This window comes from Allobosea vaviloviae (assembly GCF_001298265.1).
In the GTDB taxonomy this organism is placed as follows: Bacteria; Pseudomonadota; Alphaproteobacteria; order Rhizobiales; family Beijerinckiaceae; genus Allobosea; species Allobosea vaviloviae_B.
This window is the reverse complement of sequence record NZ_LGSZ01000080.1, coordinates 37,663-56,343: the sequence shown is the minus strand read 5'-3', so window position 1 is coordinate 56,343 and position 18,681 is coordinate 37,663. Positions and strand designations below refer to the sequence as shown.

Sequence of the window (18,681 nt, the reverse complement as noted above, 5' to 3'; positions counted from 1 at the left end):
ATCAGCACCGACCGATCCGGGGCCGTCAAGCCGGCACACCGTCGGGCAGCGGCGAGGAGGACAGCAGATGACCGTTGGGACAGGGCCTCGCGAGGCGATCGTGATCGCAGGCGGGGGCATTGCGGGATTGTCGCTGGCGCTCGCCCTGAAGCGGGCGCTCGGGACGGGATTTTCGATCGTCGTGGCCGATCCGGCGCTGGGTGCGGCTGCGCGCCCCGACAACCGGGCCTATGCGGTGGCTGCGGCGGCGCAGGCGATGCTGCAGACTTTAGACATCTGGGACACGATCGTCGCGACCGCCCAGCCGATGACGGAGATGATCGTTTCCGACAGCCGCAGCGGCGATGTGGTGCGGCCGGTGTTCCTGACCTTCGACGGCGAGGTCGAGCCGGGCCAGGCCTTTGCCCATATGGTCGAGAGTGCGGCGCTGGTCGCAGCTCTGACGCAGGCCTGCCGCGAGGCAGGCGTCGTGCTTCGGGCCGAGGGCGTGGCCAGCTTCGAGACCAGCGCGACGGCCGTGACGATCACCTTGTCGGCTGGCGAGAATCTGTCGGCCCGCCTGCTGGTCGCGGCCGATGGGGCGCGGTCCAGGCTGCGCGAACAGGCCGGCATCGGCTGGGTCGGCTGGGATTACGGGCAATCGGGGTTGGTCGCGACGATCGGCCATGAGCGGCCCCATGGCGGTCGCGCGGTCGAGCATTTCCTGCCGTCGGGTCCCTTCGCCATCCTGCCGCTGACGGATGGCGGGCGGCTGGGGCATCGCTCCTCGATCGTCTGGAGTGAAGCCGCCGAGAATCTGCCGGCGCTGCTGTCGCTCGACGCCATCGACATGCTGGCCGAAATCGAGCGGCGCTTTGGTCTCGAACTCGGCGATATCGTCCTGGAAAGCCCGGTCTCCGCGCATCCGCTGGGCTTTGGCGTGGCGCGGCGCTTCGTCGGCGAGCGCCTGGCGCTGCTGGGCGACGCGGCGCATCTGATCCATCCGATCGCCGGGCAGGGCCTGAATCTCGGCCTCAGGGATGTGGCGGCGCTGGCGGAGACGATCGTCGATGCCGCGCGCCTCGGGCTCGATCCGGGCACGGCGGATGTGCTGGAAGGCTACGAGCGGGCGCGGCGCTTCGACACGGTGGCGATGGGAGCGGTCACCGACGGGCTGAACCGGCTGTTCTCGAACGATGTCACGCCGGTCAGGCTGGTGCGGGATCTGGGGCTGGGGCTGGTGGACCGGTTGCCCGGGCTCAAGCGTTTCTTCATCCGCGAGGCGGCGGGTGTGAGCGGGGCGCCGCCGAGACTGATGAAGGGCGAGGCGCTTTGAGGTGCCGCGTCGTGGTCGGGCTTGGCCCGACCATCTCCTGCCGATGAGGCGTAACGTCCATCCTCCACGAGATTCTCGGATCTGCGCGGCGTTCATCCTTGGGCCGATCGAAGATCGGACCCGAGGGCTCCGCCCGAGAATGACGGCCTTTTCTACTCCTCCAGCGCACGCGCCTCTTCCGGCAGCATGATCGGGATGCCGTCGCGGATCGGATAGGCGAGCTTGGCCGCGCGGCTGATCAGCTCCTGGCGCGCGGCGTCGTATTCCAGCGTCGTCTTGGTCAACGGGCAGACGAGGATCTCGAGCAGCTTGGGATCGATGCGGGTGGCGGGTTCGTTGGTCAGATCGGTCATGCCATGTCTTCCGTTGGGCGTCTTCCGTTGCGCGAACCCGGTCAGGGCGTCTTGCGCGGCAGATCGGCGAGCATGCCGGCTGCCACCATCAGCTTCGGCAGCGAGAGGCCCGAAGCGGCGATCGCCTGGATCGTGCTGCGAGTCCGTTCGGCATCCTCCCGGCGTGCGTCCTGCCAGGCTTCGAGCGTGCCCTTGCCGCCATCGAGCGAGGCGATCTCGCGCGTCAGGCTCGCTTGAGCGTCGGAGAGCGTCTCGATGGCACGTTCGCGGGCAAGGCGCTCGTAATCGTCGGTGGCTGGAACCGCCAGAGCCGAGGCGGCGAAGACCGACAGGCCGAAGATCGAATCGACGCCGAAATGAATCCGCGCGACCTCGGCGATCTCGCGCCTGGCCTGATCGGCGATGTCGACGATGTCGGTTGCCTGCGCGAGCGACGGCAGGCCGGCGATGCGCGCTGCCAACGTCTCCGGTACGCCGTCTGCGGTGAGCACGGCGATCCGAGCCTGGCGCGCCTGTGCCGCCGCGTCCGGCAGCAGGGCGTCGAGATCGGCGGCCAGCGCCGCCACGCCTGCGGCGTAATGCGCGACGGTCGGCTCGATTGCGCCGGGCTTGGCCACGCCCTTGCGCAGGAACCAGCCCATCCGGTTCGTGACCAGCTCCTGTACGGCGGAATAGAGCCCGAGCTGGACCTTGCCCGGGAGCTTGGCGTCGAGCGCATCGATGGCGCCGTTGAGCGCGATCAGATCGAAGGAATCCCGCGCGATCGCATAGGCAGCGGCGATGGCAGGCGCCTGCGCATGGGTCAGTGCGGACAGCACCGGGACGAGCGCCGGGCCGCCACGGTTGACGATCGCGTTCGCCAGCTGCGTCGCCACGATCTCGCGGCGCAGCTTGTGGCCGGCGATCTCCGGTGCGTAGCGCTCGCGCAGCGCCTGCGGGAAATAGCGGACGAGTTCGCTGTTCAAATAGAGATCGTCCGGGATTTCGGATTCCAGCAAGGCGTCATGCAAGGCGAGCTTGGCATAGGCCAGGAGCACCGCGAGTTCGGGCCGCGTCAGGCTCTCGCCACGCTTTTCGCGCTCGGCCAGCACGGCGTCGCTGGGCAGGTATTCGACGGTACGGTCGAGACGGCCTTGCGCCTCCAGCGTCTGCATCAGGTAGCGCAGGCCCGGCGTAGCGGCCTGGCCCTTCGCTTCCGTCAGCGAGAGCGCCAGCGTCTGCAAATAGTTGTTGCGCAGGACGAGCAGGCCGACTTCGTCGGTCATCTCGGCGAGCAAGGCGTTGCGGTCGCCCTCGGCCAGGCGCCCGTCCTTCACCGGATCGGCGAGCGCGATCTTGATGTTGACCTCGACGTCGGAGGTGTTGACGCCCGCCGAATTGTCGATCGCGTCGGTGTTGAGCCTGACGCCCTTGCGCGCGGCCTCGATGCGGCCGCGCTGCGTTGCGCCGAGATTGGCGCCCTCACCGATGACGCGGGCCCGGATATCGGCCCCGGTGACACGGATCGCGTCATTGGCGCGGTCGCCGACCTGCGCGTCGCTCTCGTCGCCGGCGCGGATATAGGTGCCGATGCCGCCGAACCAGAGCAGATCGACCCTGGCCTTCAGGATCGCCGTCATCAGTTCCGGCGGCGAAACCTCCGGCTTGGGCAGGTCAAGCATCGCCTGGACGGCAGGCGAGAGCGGGATGCTCTTGGCCTGGCGCGAGAAGATGCCGCCACCCTCCGAAATCAGGCTCTTGTCGTAATCCTGCCAGGAGGAGCGCGGCAGGTCGAACAGGCGCTGGCGCTCGGCCAGCGCCTTTGCCGGATCCGGAGCGGGATCGAGGAAGATGTCGCGGTGGTCGAAGGCGGCGACCAGCTTGATTTCGGGCGAGAGCAGCATGCCGTTGCCGAAGACGTCGCCCGACATATCGCCGACGCCGGCGACGGTGAATGGCGTGGTCTGGATATCGATGTCGATTTCGCGGAAGTGGCGCTTCACCGCCTCCCAGGCGCCGCGGGCCGTGATGCCCATTTTCTTGTGGTCGTAGCCCTGGCTGCCGCCGGAGGCGAAAGCGTCGCCGAGCCAGTGGTGCTTCTCCAGCGAGAGCGCGTTGGCGGTGTCGGAGAAGGTCGCCGTGCCCTTGTCGGCGGCGACCACGAGATAGGGGTCGTCGCCGTCATGGCGCACGGTGTCGGCGGGCGGGATCACGGTTTCGCCGTCGAGATTGTCGGTGAGTTCGAGCAGGGTGCGCACGAAGATGCGGTAGCTCTCGGTGCCCTCGGCCAACCAGGCTGCCCGGTCCGAGGCCGGCGGCAGATGCTTGGGCACGAAGCCGCCCTTGGCGCCGACAGGCACGATCACGGCGTTCTTGACTTGCTGCGCCTTGACCAGGCCGAGCACCTCGGTGCGGAAATCCTGCGGCCGGTCCGACCAGCGCAGGCCGCCGCGGGCGACCTTGCCGAAGCGCAGATGGATGCCCTCGACGCGCGGCGAATAGACGAAGATCTCGTAGAGCGGGCGCGGCAGCGGCAGCGCGTCGACCCTGGCGCAGTCGTATTTGATCGAGATCGTGCCACGCGGCTGCCCGTCGGGGCCGATCTGGAAGAAGTTGGTGCGCAGACCTGCATCGATCAGGTTGACGAGGCGGCGCAGGATACGGTCCTCGTCGAGGCTGGTGACCGCGTCGAGCGCGGTCTCGATCGCCTGGCGCTCAGCCTGCGTCTTGGCGGCGCGCTCGGTTTTAGAGAGGCGCGGGTCGAACTTCGCGATGAACAGGGCGACCAGACCCGAGGCGATGCCGGCATGGCGCGTCAGCGCGTCGGCGATGTAGTCCTGCGCATAGGGCGCGCCGACCTGGCGCAGGTAGCGCCCAAGTGCGCGCAGGAGCGCCGCCTCGCGCCAGGCCAGGCCAGCGGCCAGGACAAGCTGGTCGAAGCGGTCGGATTCGGCGAGGCCGCGGAACTGCGCCATCAGGGCGGCTTCGATGGCCGGGTCGAGGCTGATGACGTCGATCTCGCCATCGTCGGCGCGCTCCAGCGTCATGTCGTGCAGCCAGATGCGCGTGCTGTCGGCCGTGTTGCCGGAGGCCGGCTGGGGCGTGATGTTGTAGGTCCGCTCGTTGACGACGCGGAAGCCCATGTTCTCCAGCACGGGCACGCGGGCCGAGAGCGAGATCGCTACACCCCGCGAGAACACCTTGAGATTGGCTCGCGTGACGGGATCGCCCTCGCGGCGATAGAGATTGACCGCTCGCGGGCGCTCGGGCGTCAGCTTTTGCAGGATGTCGATGTCTTCGAGCGTGTCGGCGGGCGAGAAGCGGTCGCGATAGGCGGCCCCGAACGCTTCGGAATAGCGCTCGGCCAAAGCGCGAGCGGCCGGGCCGGCCCGCTGTTGATCGAGCACGTCCTTGAGCCCGTCGCTCCAGGTCCGCACGATCGCGCTGATGCCGGATTCGAGCGTGGCACGGTCGATCTTCGGGGTTTTGCCCTCGTCGCGGCCGATGATGTAGTGGGTCCGGGCGAGCGGCCCTTCCGGATAGGCCGGATAGGCGGCCGAGATGCGGCCCTGATAGATGCCGGCCAGAAACTCGCCGACGCGGCGGCGCACGCGGGTGTCGTATCGATCCTTGGGTATGAAGACCAGAATCGAGACGAAGCGGTCGAACTCGTCGACGCGGGCGAGTGCGCGGATGCGCGGGCGCTCGGTCAGCTGGAGGATGGCCAGCGCGAAGCTTTCCAGCGTGCCGGCCTCGATCTGAAAGAGTTCGTCGCGCGGATAGGCGTCGAGAACGTTGAGCAGCGCACGGCCGGAATAGCTCGCCGGGTCGAAGCCGATGTTCTTCGCCACCCGGGCGACCTTGAGGCGCAGATAGGGGATGGCCAGCGCGCTGCCGGTATAGGCGTTGGAGGTCAGAAGGCCGACGATGCGCAATTCGCCGTCGAGCCGGCCCTCGGGCGTGAACAGCTTGACGCCGACATAGTCGAGATGGACGCGCCGGTGCACCCGGCTCTTGACGTTGGCCTTGGTGATGATCAGCGCCTGCGGCTTGGCGAGGAAGGCGCGGATTTCCTGTGTGACGGCGACCATCTCGCGGTTCTTGCGCAGAACCTTGACCGCGGGGTCGCGCAAGATGCCCAGTCCCGAGCCTTCGATCGGGTCGGCGGCGGCGTCACCGCCGGGGAAGCGGTAGGCCCGGATTCCGAGCAGGGTGAAATTGTCGCCGGCGATCCATTCGAGGAACTGCAGCGCCTCGGTGACCTCGTCCTCAGGCAGCGGCGGCGGGTTGGCGCGATAGGCCTGGATCACCTCGGTGATGCGCCCGCGCATCGCCGCCCAGTCCTCGACCGCGAGGCCGACATCGCCATAGACACCTTCCAGCCCGGTGCGAAGCCGGTCGCGGGCCTCGGCCGAATCGATCCGATCGAGGTGGATCTGGATCAGGCTCTCCCGGCGGGTGCCTTCCGGGGCTCGGCCCGCGGCTTCGCCTGCCAGCGAAACGAACTGGCCCTGAGGGTCGCGCGCGACGGCCAGGATCGGGTGGGCGACGAGGCGCGGCTCGTAGCCCTGCTCGGCGAGTTCGGACAGGGTGGAGTCGAGCAGGAACGGCTTGTTCTCGTTGACGACCTCCAGAATCGTCAGCTGGTGCTGGCGATCTTGCCCGTCAAAGGCCTCGTCGCGGAAACGCAGGTTGATCGTTTCAGGGGTCCGGGTCGCGGTCAGATGCTCGTAGGCCGCCGCTGCCGCGCGGGCCAGCATGTCCGCCGGCAGGGCTTCGAGATCCTCGGCGACGGCGCGGCCATAGAGCAGGCTCGGAAATGCGGCCGGCATCGGACCCGGCAGGCTGGAGGCTGCGCTCTCGATTGCGGAAACGGCCCCAGCCGTCGCATTGATCACGCGCTTGCCCATCGTCCCACCCCTGTTGTTTTGCCGCAGCGATGACATAGGCTGCGGCACCTTTCAATCTCGGCGCGACGCCGGGCGACCACCCGGAACGACACGACAGGACGTAGCATGACGGTGAAACATGACAAACCGAAGCCCGGAGAGGCGCCGGCAGCGCAGGATGTTTCACCCGCCGCGATGGCGCTCGAGCTGACGGCGGGCACGCTTTGCGCCGAGAATCAGGCCTATTTCGACAAATGCCTGGAAAAACTCGGCTTCGTGCCGAATGTGCTGGTCTGCTACGCCCATGACGACGCAAAGCTTTCGGCCTTCGCGGCGTTCTACAACGATCTGATGCTGGCGCCGTCGGGCCTGTCGAAGCTGGAGCGGGAGATGATCGCGGTTGCGGTCTCCAGCGTGAACCGCTGCTACTACTGCCTGAGCGCCCATGGCGCGGCCGTGCGCCAGCTCTCCGGCGATCCGGTTCTGGGCGAGCTGATGGCGATGAACTACCGCGCGGCCGAGCTCTCGCCGCGGCATCGGGCCATGCTCGACTTCGCGGTCAAGCTCACGGAAACGCCGCATCTGATCGGGGATGCGGATCGCGCGGGCTTGCGCACCGTGGGGTTCGGCGAGCGCGACGTTTGGGATGTCGCGGCGGTGGCCGCCTTCTTCAACATGTCGAACCGCATGGCTTCGGCCGTCGATATGCGTCCCAACCCGGAGTATCACCGTCAGGCCCGCTGATGCGCTGCTGAAGAGGGATGGCGCTCAAGAAAAACGGCCGGCGTGAAACGCCAGCCGCTGAGTTGGCCTCGACCAGATGGCCCGGCTCCACCAGATCCCCGGGGGGCTGGGGGGCTGACAAACCGGTAATCGGCAAAGCCGGGCCGTCGAGGCAACAAGGCTATTCGAGCGGTGCAACAGGGCGGACGCTTGGCCTGACCGGGGCGAAATTGCGGCGGTGCTGACGAAGCCGTGATCGTGGCCCAGGGCCAACGTCGCACCGGGGTCGTCTCGCGGCCGGGATTGCTTGCCAGCGCAGCATCGTGGGAGCATCATCGGCTGCCAAGCATCAGGGCGGTCGCAGGCGGCCGCCGATCGGGAGGCGCAATGAGCGAGAGCGACACGCCGCAATCGCAGCCGACGGCCGGGGTCATCCCGTTCCCCGGCGGATCGAAACCGGCCACAGTCACCTTCGACCGTCGCGAGCTTTCGGAACTGCTCAATCTCTACGGCCGGATGGTCGCAGCCGGCGAATGGCGCGACTACGCCATCGATTTCCTGAAGGACAAGGCAGAATTCTCGGTCTACCGGCGCTCGTCGGAGGTGCCGCTCTACCGCATCGTCAAGGATCCGGCGCTGGCCAAGCGGCAGGGAGCCTATTCGGTGGTCGCGGCGACGGGCCTGGTGCTGAAACGCGGCCCGGAGTTGTCGCGCGTGTTGCGCGTGCTGGACAAGAAGCTGAGCGTGGTCGGCTGAGGGCTGGGTCAGGCCGCCGGCGGCGTTTCGCTGCCCTCGCCCAGCTCCTTCTGCATCAGCATCTGGTCGAGCCAGCGGCCATGTTTGAAGCCGATTGTCTCGGCGACGCCGATCAGGCGGAAGCCGGCGCGCTCATGCAGGCGCCGCGAGCCGATCGAGGCTCCGGTGCCGTCTCCGATCACGGCGATCATCTGACGGAAGCCGCGGCCGGCGCAGTCATGCATCAGCGCGGCGAGCAGCGCGCTGCCGATGCCTGCGCCTTGCGCGCCCGCCGCGATATAGATCGAGTTCTCGACGGTTGCGCGATAAGCCGGTCGCGGGCGGTAGGCGCTGGCATAGGCATAGCCCAGCAGCAGCCCGTCGCGCTCGGCGGCGAGATAGGGGTAGCCGCCGGCCAGGATGGCGTTGAGGCGCCGCAGCAATTCGGCCTCGTCTGGCGGCTCGAGTTCCCAGGAGGCGGTGCCGTTGCGAACGGCATCGCCATAGATCGCGGCGATGGCGGGGATGTCGTGGGCTGTGGCCGGGCGGATCGAGAGCATGGTCATGCCCAGATCATGATCCGGCGAACGCCCAAAAGAAAAGCCCCGGCCGCGAGGCCGGGGCTCGTCGTCCGTGCAGGGCAGAGGTCGCTCAGCGACGGTCGCCGAACAGCTGCAGCAGCATCTGGAACATGTTGATGAAGTTCAGGTAGAGCGACAGCGCGCCGTTCACCGAGAGCTTCGCGGCCGATTCCGCATCCATGTCCGAGGACAGGTACATGTCCTTGAGGCGCTGGGTATCCCAGGCGGTCAGGCCGGCGAAGACCAGAACGCCGATCACCGAGATGGCGAAGGACAGCGCGCTGGAGGCCAGGAAGATGTTGACCACCGAGGCGATCACGAGACCGATCAGGCCCATGATCAGGAACGAACCCATGCCCGAGAGAGACTTCTTCGTGGTGTAGCCATAGAGGCTGAGGCCGCCGAAGGCCGCCGCCGTGATGAAGAAGACCTTGGTGATCGACTCGCCGGTGAAGACGACGAAGATCGAGGCCATCGAGACGCCCATCACCGCCGCGAAGGCGAAGAACATGGCGCGCGCGGACGAGGAGCTCATGCTCTCCGCCTTGAACGAGAAGAGCATGATGAAGGCGAGCGGCGCCAGCATCACGACCCATTTCAGCGGGCTGGTGAACAGCGTCACGCCGAACGGAGACAGGACGGCCTTGCCGGTCGCCGTATAGCCGGCGATCGCCAGCATCGAGATGCCGATCGCGGCGAGGCCGGTGATGGCCAGGCCGATCGACATGTTGTTGTAGACGCCGAGCATGAACGAGCGCAGGCCCTGATCCATCTCGACGGCGCTGGTCTGCTGGGCGCGGCCGGCACCCCAGACTGGAGCATTGCGGTCGAAGTTGCTCATGGAGCGAATTTCCCCTGACAGTGATTCCGAAGACGGCATCGCCCCCGGCGATGGCCTGTCGTCGCGCACAACCGTGGCGATGCACGGAATATGAGGCGGTTCGCCGGTTCTTACAAGGGGCTCGCATGGTTAAGGCGCCGCGTTCCAAGAAACGTGACGCCCCAACCATGCAAAGTTACGGGCATGTAATGTTTATCGTGAGTCGTTCCTAGATAGTCATCATAAATTCCGCAGGTGAGAAGCCGGCGCTTTCGATAGTATTTTCAGCGTGCCGGTGAGCCCGAACAGCACAGTGACGCCGACGGCGGCAGTCGCGGCCAGTAATGCCCCGGTGGGGTCACTGACGAATTCGATCTTCATCACTTGAGTCACGACACCCCAGCCCGCGAGCGCCCCCGCGACAACGCCGAACAGCGCCGAGACGAGGCCGATCGCGGCGTATTCGAGGGCGTACGACGAAAGTATGAAACGGCGCGTCGCCCCAAGCGTCTTCAGGATCATCGCGTCATAGAGCCGCGCGCGCTGTCCGGCGGCCAGCGCACCGCCAAGGACCAGCAGGCTGGCGGCGATGGCGAGGCCGGACGCGCCGCGGATGGCGGTGGCGAGCTGGCCGACGATGGTGCTGATCGCCTCTAGCGCGTCCTTGACCCGAACCGCCGTCACCGAGGGGAACTCGACGGCGAGCCGGCGCAGCAAGGCGGCGTCCGTGCCGCCCGCCCCGTTTGGCGCCGCAGTGATGGTGGCGAGGTTGGTGTGGGGCGCGCCAGCGAAGGTGTTCGGCGAGAACAGCATGACGAAATTGATGCCGAGCGAGCGCCATTCCACCGCCCGCAGATTGGCGACACGCGCGGTGATGTTGCGGCCGAGCACGTTGACGGTGAGCCGGTCACCGATCTTGAGGCCGATGCCGGCGGCATTCTGCGCATCGAAGGACACCAGCGGCTCGCCGCGATAATCGGCCGGCCACCACGCGCCTTCCGCGACCTTCGAGCCCTCGGGGATGGTGTCGGCATAGGTGATGCCGCGGTCGCCATCGAGGACCCAGGCGGATTGTTCGGAGGCCTTGATGTCCTCGGCGCGCACGCCGTTCACCGAGACGATGCGGCCGCGCATCATCGGCACGCGGTTGAGCGCCGCGCCCGGGCGCTCCTCATGCAGCACGGCGTCGAATCTGGCCGAATCGGCATTGGGAATGTCGAGGAAGAAGAAGCTCGGTGCCGCCTGGGGCAGGGCCTGGGTGAGCTGCCGGGTCAAGCTGGTGTCGATGAAGGCCAGCGCCGATAGGAGCGCAACGCCCAAGCCCAGCGACAGCACCAGCGACGGCGTCAGCGCGCCGGGCCTGTAGCTGTTGGCCAGCGCCATGCGCAGTGAGGGATTCTTCGGCCGCGGCAGCTTGCGGGCGAGGGCCATCAAGCCCGACGAGACGCCGCGCAGCAGCAGGAAGATGCCGGTCATCACGCCGATGTAGATCAGCGCGATGCGCCGGTCATAGGCGAAGGCGAGCGCGACGCCGACGAGGCCGGCGAGCGCCAGCAGGCAGATGATGAGATAGATCGCGCGAGGTCGGCGCGCATCGGGTTCGATCTGGTCGCGAAACAGCGCCGAGACCGGGACATCATGGGCGCGGCCGAGCGGCAGGATCGCGAAGACGAGCGCGGTTAGAAGCCCGTAGAGCGCCGCGACGCCGAGTTCGCCCGGAGCGAGCGTGGGCTCGAACGGCACCGGCAGCACGGTCTTGAGCGCCGCACCGAGTGCGAAGGGTGCGGCTGCGCCGAGCACGAGGCCGATGCCCGTGCCGAGCGCGGCGACCAGCATCACCTCGGTCAGATGGATCGCGACGACGCGGCCGCCGGTGGCGCCGACCGCCTTCATCGTGGCGAAGTCGAGCTTCTTGGCCTCGACGAAGCGGCGCACGGCGTTGGCGACGCCGACGCCGCCGACGAGCAACGCGGTCAGGCCGACCAGCGTCAGGAACTGGGTGAAGCGTTCGAGATTGCGCTGAAAGCCGGGATTGGCGTTGGCGCGGGAGCGGATTTCCCAGCCCGCATCGCGGGTTTGCGTGCCTGCGTCGGCGATCAGCGCGTCGAGGGCGTCGTCACCGGCAGCCTGGGCGGGAAGCGCGACGCGGTAGGTCCAGCGTACCAGGCTGCCGGGCTGGAGCAGGCCGGTGGCGCGCAGCGCCTCCTGCGAGATCAGCAGGCGTGGGCCGAAGCCGACGCCGGCGGCGATCTTGTCGGGCTCGGAGACGAGATTGGCGCGCAGCTGAATGCGGGCGGAGCCGACCAGGATGACGTCGCCGGGCTTCAGATCGAGACGGCCGAGCAGCACGGGATCTGCGACCGCGCCGAAGACGCCATCGCGGGCGCCAAGCAGCTCCGCGATCGGGCTTTGCGGGTCGGTGACGAGGTCGCCGATACCGGGATAGCCCGCATCGACCGCCTTGATCTCGACGAGTGCCGCGCCCTTGTCGCCAGCATTGGCCATGCCGCGCATCGTCGCGATGGTCGATATCGAGCCACGCCCTGCGAGGAAGGCGATCTCGTCCGGCGTCGCTTCGCGATGGATCAGGCTGAAGGCGGCGTCGCCGCCGAGAATGCGCCGCCCCTCGCGCGACAGACCCTCGGTCAGGCCGCGCGAGGCGGAAGCGACGGCGGCGATCGTCATGACGCCAAGCGCCAGGCAGGCGATGAAGACGCCGAAGCCGCGCAGGCCTCCGCGCAGATCACGCCAGGCGAGACGGAAGGCGAGCGCGATTCCTGACGCGCCCGACGGCGGCGCAGGCGTGGGCTTGACGGTGCCGTGCATGGTCAGGCCACCGCCGCGGCTGCGTCAGCCTGGGCTTGCGTCTCGATGCGCCCGGCGCGCAGGCGCACGGTGCGGTCGCAGAGCGCGGCCAGCGAGAGGTCGTGGGTGACGAGCACCAGCGTGGCACCGCGCTCGCGCCGCAGCGCAAAGATCAAGTCGACGATGGAGCGGCCGGTGCTCTCGTCGAGATTGCCTGTCGGCTCGTCGGCGACGAGGATGTCGGGGTTCGGGGCGACGGCCCGCGCGATGGCGACGCGCTGCTGCTCGCCGCCCGAGAGCTGGGCCGGGTAGTGGTCCATGCGGTCGCTCAAGCCGACATTGCGCAGTTCGGCCTCGGCGCGGGCGAAAGCGTCGCCAGCCCCGGCCAGTTCCAGCGGCAGAGCGACGTTCTCGCGCGCTGTCATGGTCGGGACGAGGTGGAAGGATTGGAAGACGATGCCGATATGGCGGCCGCGGAAGACGGCAAGGCCATCCTCGTCAAGCGCACCGAGGTCCTGGCCGGCAACCCGGACCGTGCCGGCGTCCGGCCGCTCGAGCCCGGCCATCGTCATCAACAGCGTCGACTTGCCCGAGCCCGACGGGCCGACGAGCCCGGTCGCCTGCCCGGATGCCAGCGACAAAGAAACGCCCTTGAGGATATGGACGCGGGCGGCTGCACGCCCCAAACTAAGCTCGACATCCTGCAATTCGATCGCCGGTTTCTCCGCCGGCGAGACGTGCGTATCGCTCATCATCCAATGATCCTGACTTCGACATCCATCAGCGTCCCTGCTCGCAGCGAAACGCGGCCCGAGCGGGGCAGACCGCCCTTTCGCCCTTTGAAAGGGCGATATGGGCGTGGCGGGGCGCTTCTCCAATCTCTCCGCGTCGCATTGTTGTGTTTCCTGCTGTTTCCGGTGGCGACCATGTCCCAGTCTTTGGCCCAGACACAGACACAGACGCAGGCTGCGGCGCGCACCCTGAAACTCGTCGCGCTCGGCGACAGTCTGACGGCAGGCTACAACCTGCCGGGCAGTGCGGCGTTTCCGCCGGTTCTCGAGCAAGCGCTGCGCCAGAAGGGCATTGCTGTCGAGATCGTGAATGCCGGCGTCTCGGGCGATACCGTCCAGGGCGGGCTGGAGCGGCTCGACTGGTCGGTGGCTGAGGGCACCGACGGCGTCATCCTCGAACTCGGCGCCAACGATGCGCTACGCGGGCTCGATCCGGCCATGACCCGCAAGGGGCTGGAGGCGATCGTCACGCGGCTGAAGGCGCGCGGCATCCCGGTCCTGCTCGCCGGCATGTATGCGCCGCGCAATCTCGGCCCGGACTATGCGAAGCGTTTCGACGCGATCTATCCGGAGCTTGCGAAGAGCCACGGGCTGGTGCTTTACCCCTTCTTCCTGGAGGGCATCGCGGGTAACCGCGCGCTCAACCAGCCCGATCTCCTGCACCCCACGGCCGAAGGCGTCCGCGTCATCGTCCGCAACATCCTGCCCACGGTCGAGCGCTTCCTGTCGACGCTGCCGGCCAAACCCTGACGCGCCGTCCGGCTCGTCAGGCCGCTTCCCGCCTCACCTCTTCCTGCCTCATCTGCTGACTGCGCGCGCTTCGCCCGCTGCTTTTCGGAGTTGCCTTGCCATGGAATATCGTCGTCTCGGCCGCACCGATCTCAAGGTCTCCGTGATCTGCCTGGGCACCATGACCTGGGGCCAGCAGAACACGGAAGCCGAAGGCCACGAACAGATGGACTACGCCCTCGACCAGGGCGTCAATTTCTTCGATACCGCCGAGATGTACTCGATTCCGCCCAAGGCGGAGACGCAAGGGTCGACCGAGCGGATCATCGGCAGCTGGTTCAAGGCCAGGGGCAACCGCGACAAGATCATCCTCGCCTCCAAGATCGTCGGGCGCGGCACGAGCGACTGGCTGCGTGACGACAAGAGCCCGACGCGGGTCAACCGGGCGCAGATCCGCGAGGCGGTCGACAAGAGCCTGAAGCGGCTCCAGACGGACTATATCGACCTCTACCAGATCCATTTTCCCGAGCGGCCGATGCCCTGGGGCTCGAATCCGACGCGCTTCTCCAAGGCAGCCTTCGAGCGGCCGGACGACGAGACGCCGATCGCCGAACAGCTCGACGCCTTCGCCGAGATCGTGAAAGAGGGCAAGATTCGGCATCTCGGCCTTTCCAACGAAAGCGCCTGGGGCACGATGAGCTTCGTGCAGGATTCGGCCGCGCGCGGCACGCCGCGCGTCCAGTCGATCCAGAACGCCTACAACCTGCTCAACCGCACCTTCGAGACGGCGCTGGCTGAGGTGTCGATGCGCGAAGACGTTGGGCTGCTGGCCTATTCGCCGCTGGCGCAGGGTTTCCTGACCGGGAAATATCTCGATGGTGCGCGGCCCGCCGGGGCCCGCACGACGCTGTTCGACCGCGGCCAGCGCTATCAGGGCGCGGGGGCGGAGGAGGCGATCAAGCGGTACATCGCGCTTGCCGGGGAGGCGGGGCTCGATCCCACGCAGATGGCGCTGGCCTTCGTCAATTCGCGTCCCTTCGTCACCGCCAACATCATCGGCGCGACCAAGATGGAGCAGCTCAAGACGGACATCGCCTCGATCGGCGTGACCTTGTCGCCCGAACTGGAAGCGAAGATCGACGCGATCCACCAGCTCGTCGGCAATCCCTGCCCGTGATGCAGGCTGTCATTCTCGGGCCTTGCCCGAGAATCGCCTGTAGAGGGAATTCTCGCCAGAGATGGTCGGGTCAAGCCCGACCATGAAGGCCGTGAGCGGGGGTGCTGTCGCATCAGGCGGCATGTGCCCGGCATTTCGTCTCGCCAGAGTCACAAAAAGCTGGCACTGATTCGCACATGCCGAGGCTGTTCACAGCTCTGGAGATTCCCGCCGAGGTTGCCTCGGCGTTGACGCTGCACCGGGGCGGACTGGTCGGGGCGCGCTGGATCGATCCCTCCGATTATCACATCACCCTGCGCTTCCTCGGCGATGTCGATCGGCGGACGGCGAATGAACTCGATGCGTTCCTTGGCGATATCCGCAGCTATCCGTTCGAGGTGACGCTCGACGAGATCGGCAGCTTCGGCGGCGACAAGCCGCGCGCGGTGTTCGCGCGGGTGCAACCGAACGCCAAGCTCAGCGAGCTCCAGGCCGATCTCGAGCGGCTGATGCGCCGGCTCGGCCTGCCGCCGGAGGGGCGTAAATTCGTGCCGCACGTCACGCTGGCGAGGCTGCGCGACACCTCGCCCCTCGACGTGGCGGATTATCTGGGCCTGCATCCGATCATCCGCCCGATCACCTTCACGGCACGGCGGCTCGCCTTGATGTCGTCGCGTGATTCGGTCGGCGGCGGGCCTTATGTGCTGGAGGCGGCCTATGCGCTGGGGCCATCCTATCCGAATCGCATGGCGCGGGGCGAGTTCCAGCGGAGATGACGATGCCCAAGCGACTGGGTCCCGACGCGCGCAATGAGGCCCTGACAACCCTGACCGGCTGGAAACTGGTCGAGGGACGCGAGGCCATCGCCAAGCGCTTCGTCTTCCGCGATTTCAGCGAGGCCTTCGGCTGGATGACGCGGGTCGCGTTGCTGGCGGAGTCGATGAACCACCATCCGGAATGGTCGAATGTCTACCGCACCGTCGAGGTCACGCTGTCGACGCATGACGCCGGCGGATTGACCGAGCTCGACGTCAAGCTCGCCCGCGCCATGGATGCAATCGTCGGCTGACGCGTCAGGGCATCAGTCCTGAGCGGAGCGCCAGGCAGAGAGCGGTCGTGTCAGGGGCGCCGGCAAGCGCTTGACGGCGGTCTTCAGTGCCGGGCGCAGTCGCTGCAGCCCGAGCCCGCAGGCGATCCTGCCCTTGAGTGAGAGGGGCAGAGCGAGATCCGCGACGCGCGTGGTCCCGTCGGCATGCTCCAGCTTGTAGGGGTCGGCCGGGCCGAGGAGATCGAACACCGTGTTGCCGCGCGCCTTGGCGCCGGCGAAGCTGTGCTGGATCAGAATGCTGCCGACGCCTCCGCGCCCATGGTCGGGGTGCGACGCGATGACATGGCCGAAACTTGTGCCCTTGCAGTCGAGCGACAGATCGATGCCGATTGGCTGGCCGGCGCAGCGGATCAGCGCGATCCGCAGGGGGGAACCGCCCGCCGCGTCGCCGGCGGCGTCGCGGAAGAAGCACTGGAAGCGGGGATCCGAGATCGCCGGTGCGATGATGCCATGCCGGCGCAGCGCGGCCTGCTTCATCGTGACGGCCTCGCCCGCCAGTTCGGCAGCCTCGGCGCCGGGTGCGACCAGATCGAAGGTGAGCGGCCCGCGCTCGGCCAGCCGGCGCAGCCGCCTGCGGTGGTTCGAGCGCTCCCGCGCCGGATAGGCCTGGCTCGGGCCGTCCTGGCCGACGCGCCTGGCGAGACAGGCGAAGGGCGCCTCGATCTGCTCGGTAGCGGCCGCGCCTGCCAGCAGCCCCGAACGGGCCAGCACCGAATCGGCGCGGAGCTTGCGGGCCTCGAAGATGTCGGCCCGCAGCGCGCGGACGGCGCGCCAGCCCATCTCCAGCAGCAAGGCCTCGTCGCCGGCCCCTTCGACCAGGACGTCGCCGAACTGGGCGATGGGAATGCCCATGAAGCGCAATGTCACCATGCCGAAGCGGCGCTGCCGGACCAGCGGCCAGACCATCACCAGCCTGCCGTCGCGGCGCAGCGTCACGATGCTCAGCCGGGTCTGGGCGTCGAGATAATGCGCGGCCCAGTGGCGCAGCACGACATGGCTCTGGAAAACCTGATGCGGCAGGGCTGCGCGCTCGAAGAGCGCATCCCACTCCTCGCGCAGGGCCAGGAAGGCCTCGAGGTCATCGACCAGGCCGAGGCGAAGCGTCGGGTCCGCGTCGGCGGTTGCGCGCCCTTCAGGGCTGGCGCCCATTGGGATGGCAGGACGTCTCGTCGCCAGCGTCACGAGGCCGGCGCCCGCCGCCAATGCGCGAAGAGTCGCTTCAGCCCTGCCACGGGGAAGCGCGCCAGATAGGGCAGAAGCAGCAAGGGGTGACGCGCAGCAAAGGGTGCATCGTGCTCGACCATGTGGCGGATTGCGAGCACCGGATAAGGCGAGCGCAGCGGCCGGAAATCGGGGTTCCACAGGCCGGGTGCGTCGGATTGCGCATGCATCAGTCCGATCATCCGGTTGCGCGAGAGCGAATAGAATTTGTGGCGGTCCTGCACGCGACGGAGCATGGCGATGCCGTCCTCGCTCGCGCAGGCCGGGAAGCCGATGATCACGGTGCGGAAATGCGCCATCGCGGCCTTGGCCGGGATGGCTTCGAGTTCGGCGAAGCCGGCGCGGATCAAAGCGAAGGCGCTCGCCTCGTCCTCGGGTCCGGCCGGGCTGACGGCGAGCCTGACCGTGTCGAGCTTCGCCCCCTGACGGGTGAAGGGGCAGACCGCACCGCTGCGGCCGAGATCGGCATGGCCACTCATCAGATAGCCCTCGACCCAGCCGAGCAGTGTCGCGAGGGGGCCGCCGGGCGCCTCGGCGGTGCGCTCGCGCGCCGCTTCAATGCCCAGCAGCGCCGCGTCCTGATCCGCCGCGATGGCTTGCGTATCCCGCATGATCTCTGATTCCGCTCGATGGCAGACCAGCCTTATCAACGCCATCTTAGGGAAGCGTTGCGGGCCTCCCGACGCGCCGCGCGGATCGCGTTAGGAGCCGGTTAAGGCTGGCAGCCAACCGCAAGCGCGCAAAGCGGATTCCATATGCGGCGGCGGCGGTGCCTCCACGCGGATCGGCGGCTTCTTGCGATAGAGCGGCACGATGACGGCGCGGGCATGGAGCTGCAGGCCAGGCCCACCCTCGCGCGGGGCGTCGCCATAGATCTCGTCGCCGAGCATCGGCCAGCCGGACGCCGCGCAATGCACGCGCAGTTGGTGGGTGCGGCCCGTCAGCGGTTCGAGTTCGAGCCAGGCGAGCGGGCCGGTTTCGTCCGCGCCCCGACCCATGACGCGATAGCGCGTCTGCGAGGGCAGGCCCTCGGGATCGACCTTCATCCACCAGCCGCGATCAGGCGCGCGCTTGCCGAGCGCGAGGTCGATCAGGCCCTCATCGGCTTCCGGGCTGCCCTGCACGATCGCCCAATAGGTCTTGTCGATCCGGCCGTCGCGGAACATCTGGTTGAGCTCGGCCATGGCGCGGGGATGACGACCGAGGATCAGGCAGCCGGAGGTGTCCTTGTCGAGCCGGTGCGCGGCTTCCGGACGGCGCGGCAGCCCGAAGCGCAGCGCATCGAGATGGTCGGTCAGGACGGGAATGACGCGGCGCTTGGCCTGGGGGCCGCGATGCGAGGGCAGGCCGGCGGGCTTGTCGATGACCAGCATCATCGCGTCGCGATAGAGCAGCGGAAACGGCAGCGGCGGCTCGTCGCGCGGCGCCAAGGCCTCGCCCTGTCGGGAAATCTCTGGTCGGTCGGGCGTTGTCATG

At 67.8% G+C, this 18,681-nt stretch carries 16 protein-coding genes; 7 read left to right on the top strand and 9 right to left on the bottom strand.

From position 1 onward, the window contains the following. The first annotated feature begins 67 nt into the window (after positions 1–67). Positions 68–1,315, top strand: a complete 1,248-nt coding sequence (locus tag AE618_RS25135) for a ubiquinone biosynthesis hydroxylase (RefSeq protein WP_054211814.1) — start codon at positions 68–70, stop codon at positions 1,313–1,315. A 152-nt stretch (positions 1,316–1,467) separates the two neighbouring features. Here the strand turns inward: AE618_RS25135 and AE618_RS25130 are convergent, their stop codons facing one another. Next, positions 1,468–1,668, bottom strand: coding sequence for a Trm112 family protein (locus AE618_RS25130; RefSeq protein ID WP_054211813.1), 201 nt, complete (start codon positions 1,666–1,668; stop codon positions 1,468–1,470). Between the two features lie 41 nt (positions 1,669–1,709). Beyond that, positions 1,710–6,557 (bottom strand): NAD-glutamate dehydrogenase, encoded by a 4,848-nt coding sequence (locus tag AE618_RS25125; protein WP_054211856.1) that lies wholly within the window; start codon positions 6,555–6,557, stop codon positions 1,710–1,712. 174 nt (positions 6,558–6,731) lie between these two features. On the opposite strand from AE618_RS25125, the gene AE618_RS25120 reads away from it, so the two are divergent. Continuing rightward, a complete protein-coding gene (locus AE618_RS25120; protein WP_054211855.1) occupies positions 6,732–7,280 on the top strand; it encodes a peroxidase-related enzyme in 549 nt (182 codons plus the stop codon). Between the two features lie 366 nt (positions 7,281–7,646). Continuing rightward, positions 7,647–8,015, top strand: coding sequence for a DUF2794 domain-containing protein (locus AE618_RS25115; RefSeq protein WP_082365568.1), 369 nt, complete (start codon positions 7,647–7,649; stop codon positions 8,013–8,015). Between the two features lie 8 nt (positions 8,016–8,023). On the opposite strand, the gene AE618_RS25110 is transcribed toward AE618_RS25115, so the two are convergent. The 4 genes from AE618_RS25110 to AE618_RS25095 all read right to left on the bottom strand — a co-directional run bounded on the left by AE618_RS25110 (position 8,024) and on the right by AE618_RS25095 (position 12,955). Continuing rightward, the gene (locus AE618_RS25110) at positions 8,024–8,560 is read right to left on the bottom strand and encodes a GNAT family N-acetyltransferase (RefSeq protein ID WP_054211812.1); all 537 of its coding nucleotides are present in this window, start codon (positions 8,558–8,560) and stop codon (positions 8,024–8,026) included. Between the two features lie 85 nt (positions 8,561–8,645). Next, entirely contained in the window at positions 8,646–9,416 is a 771-nt protein-coding gene (locus AE618_RS25105) for a Bax inhibitor-1/YccA family protein (protein WP_054211811.1), read from the bottom strand. A gap of 219 nt (positions 9,417–9,635) precedes the next feature. After that, positions 9,636–12,221, bottom strand: a complete 2,586-nt coding sequence (locus AE618_RS25100; RefSeq protein WP_054211810.1) for an ABC transporter permease — start codon at positions 12,219–12,221, stop codon at positions 9,636–9,638. Positions 12,222–12,223: 2 nt separating this feature from the next. Continuing rightward, positions 12,224–12,955, bottom strand: coding sequence for an ABC transporter ATP-binding protein (locus tag AE618_RS25095; RefSeq protein ID WP_054211809.1), 732 nt, complete (start codon positions 12,953–12,955; stop codon positions 12,224–12,226). A 171-nt stretch (positions 12,956–13,126) separates the two neighbouring features. On the opposite strand from AE618_RS25095, the gene AE618_RS25090 reads away from it, so the two are divergent. The 4 genes from AE618_RS25090 to AE618_RS25075 all read left to right on the top strand — a co-directional run bounded on the left by AE618_RS25090 (position 13,127) and on the right by AE618_RS25075 (position 15,945). Further along, the gene (locus AE618_RS25090) at positions 13,127–13,741 is read left to right on the top strand and encodes an arylesterase (RefSeq protein WP_156330485.1); all 615 of its coding nucleotides are present in this window, start codon (positions 13,127–13,129) and stop codon (positions 13,739–13,741) included. A 100-nt stretch (positions 13,742–13,841) separates the two neighbouring features. Then, a complete protein-coding gene (locus tag AE618_RS25085) occupies positions 13,842–14,897 on the top strand; it encodes an aldo/keto reductase (protein WP_054211807.1) in 1,056 nt (351 codons plus the stop codon). A gap of 176 nt (positions 14,898–15,073) precedes the next feature. After that, positions 15,074–15,652, top strand: a complete 579-nt coding sequence (thpR, locus tag AE618_RS25080) for an RNA 2',3'-cyclic phosphodiesterase (RefSeq protein ID WP_054211806.1) — start codon at positions 15,074–15,076, stop codon at positions 15,650–15,652. A 2-nt stretch (positions 15,653–15,654) separates the two neighbouring features. After that, positions 15,655–15,945, top strand: coding sequence for a 4a-hydroxytetrahydrobiopterin dehydratase (locus AE618_RS25075; RefSeq protein ID WP_054211805.1), 291 nt, complete (start codon positions 15,655–15,657; stop codon positions 15,943–15,945). 12 nt (positions 15,946–15,957) lie between these two features. On the opposite strand, the gene AE618_RS25070 is transcribed toward AE618_RS25075, so the two are convergent. The 3 genes from AE618_RS25070 to AE618_RS25060 all read right to left on the bottom strand — a co-directional run bounded on the left by AE618_RS25070 (position 15,958) and on the right by AE618_RS25060 (position 18,581). Continuing rightward, positions 15,958–17,133 carry a GNAT family N-acetyltransferase gene (locus AE618_RS25070; protein WP_054211804.1) on the bottom strand — a complete coding sequence of 392 codons (1,176 nt, stop codon included), beginning with the start codon at positions 17,131–17,133 and terminating at the stop codon, positions 15,958–15,960. A gap of 29 nt (positions 17,134–17,162) precedes the next feature. Beyond that, positions 17,163–17,816: a DUF6875 domain-containing protein gene (locus AE618_RS25065; RefSeq protein WP_054211803.1), complete on the bottom strand. Its 654-nt coding sequence runs from the start codon at positions 17,814–17,816 to the stop codon at positions 17,163–17,165. 90 nt (positions 17,817–17,906) lie between these two features. Then, entirely contained in the window at positions 17,907–18,581 is a 675-nt protein-coding gene (locus AE618_RS25060) for an RluA family pseudouridine synthase (RefSeq protein WP_248311021.1), read from the bottom strand. Positions 18,582–18,681 lie beyond the last annotated feature (100 nt).

Coding starts and splice junctions, on each gene's coding strand:
- AE618_RS25135 (WP_054211814.1), top strand. CDS start 68: ATGACCGTTGGGACAGGGCCTCGCGAGGCGATCGTGATCGCAGGCGGG.
- AE618_RS25130 (WP_054211813.1), bottom strand. CDS start 1,668: ATGACCGATCTGACCAACGAACCCGCCACCCGCATCGATCCCAAGCTG.
- AE618_RS25125 (WP_054211856.1), bottom strand. CDS start 6,557: ATGGGCAAGCGCGTGATCAATGCGACGGCTGGGGCCGTTTCCGCAATC.
- AE618_RS25120 (WP_054211855.1), top strand. CDS start 6,732: ATGGCGCTCGAGCTGACGGCGGGCACGCTTTGCGCCGAGAATCAGGCC.
- AE618_RS25115 (WP_082365568.1), top strand. CDS start 7,647: ATGAGCGAGAGCGACACGCCGCAATCGCAGCCGACGGCCGGGGTCATC.
- AE618_RS25110 (WP_054211812.1), bottom strand. CDS start 8,560: ATGACCATGCTCTCGATCCGCCCGGCCACAGCCCACGACATCCCCGCC.
- AE618_RS25105 (WP_054211811.1), bottom strand. CDS start 9,416: ATGAGCAACTTCGACCGCAATGCTCCAGTCTGGGGTGCCGGCCGCGCC.
- AE618_RS25100 (WP_054211810.1), bottom strand. CDS start 12,221: ATGCACGGCACCGTCAAGCCCACGCCTGCGCCGCCGTCGGGCGCGTCA.
- AE618_RS25095 (WP_054211809.1), bottom strand. CDS start 12,955: ATGATGAGCGATACGCACGTCTCGCCGGCGGAGAAACCGGCGATCGAA.
- AE618_RS25090 (WP_156330485.1), top strand. CDS start 13,127: ATGTCCCAGTCTTTGGCCCAGACACAGACACAGACGCAGGCTGCGGCG.
- AE618_RS25085 (WP_054211807.1), top strand. CDS start 13,842: ATGGAATATCGTCGTCTCGGCCGCACCGATCTCAAGGTCTCCGTGATC.
- thpR (WP_054211806.1), top strand. CDS start 15,074: ATGCCGAGGCTGTTCACAGCTCTGGAGATTCCCGCCGAGGTTGCCTCG.
- AE618_RS25075 (WP_054211805.1), top strand. CDS start 15,655: ATGCCCAAGCGACTGGGTCCCGACGCGCGCAATGAGGCCCTGACAACC.
- AE618_RS25070 (WP_054211804.1), bottom strand. CDS start 17,133: ATGGGCGCCAGCCCTGAAGGGCGCGCAACCGCCGACGCGGACCCGACG.
- AE618_RS25065 (WP_054211803.1), bottom strand. CDS start 17,816: ATGCGGGATACGCAAGCCATCGCGGCGGATCAGGACGCGGCGCTGCTG.
- AE618_RS25060 (WP_248311021.1), bottom strand. CDS start 18,581: ATGATGCTGGTCATCGACAAGCCCGCCGGCCTGCCCTCGCATCGCGGC.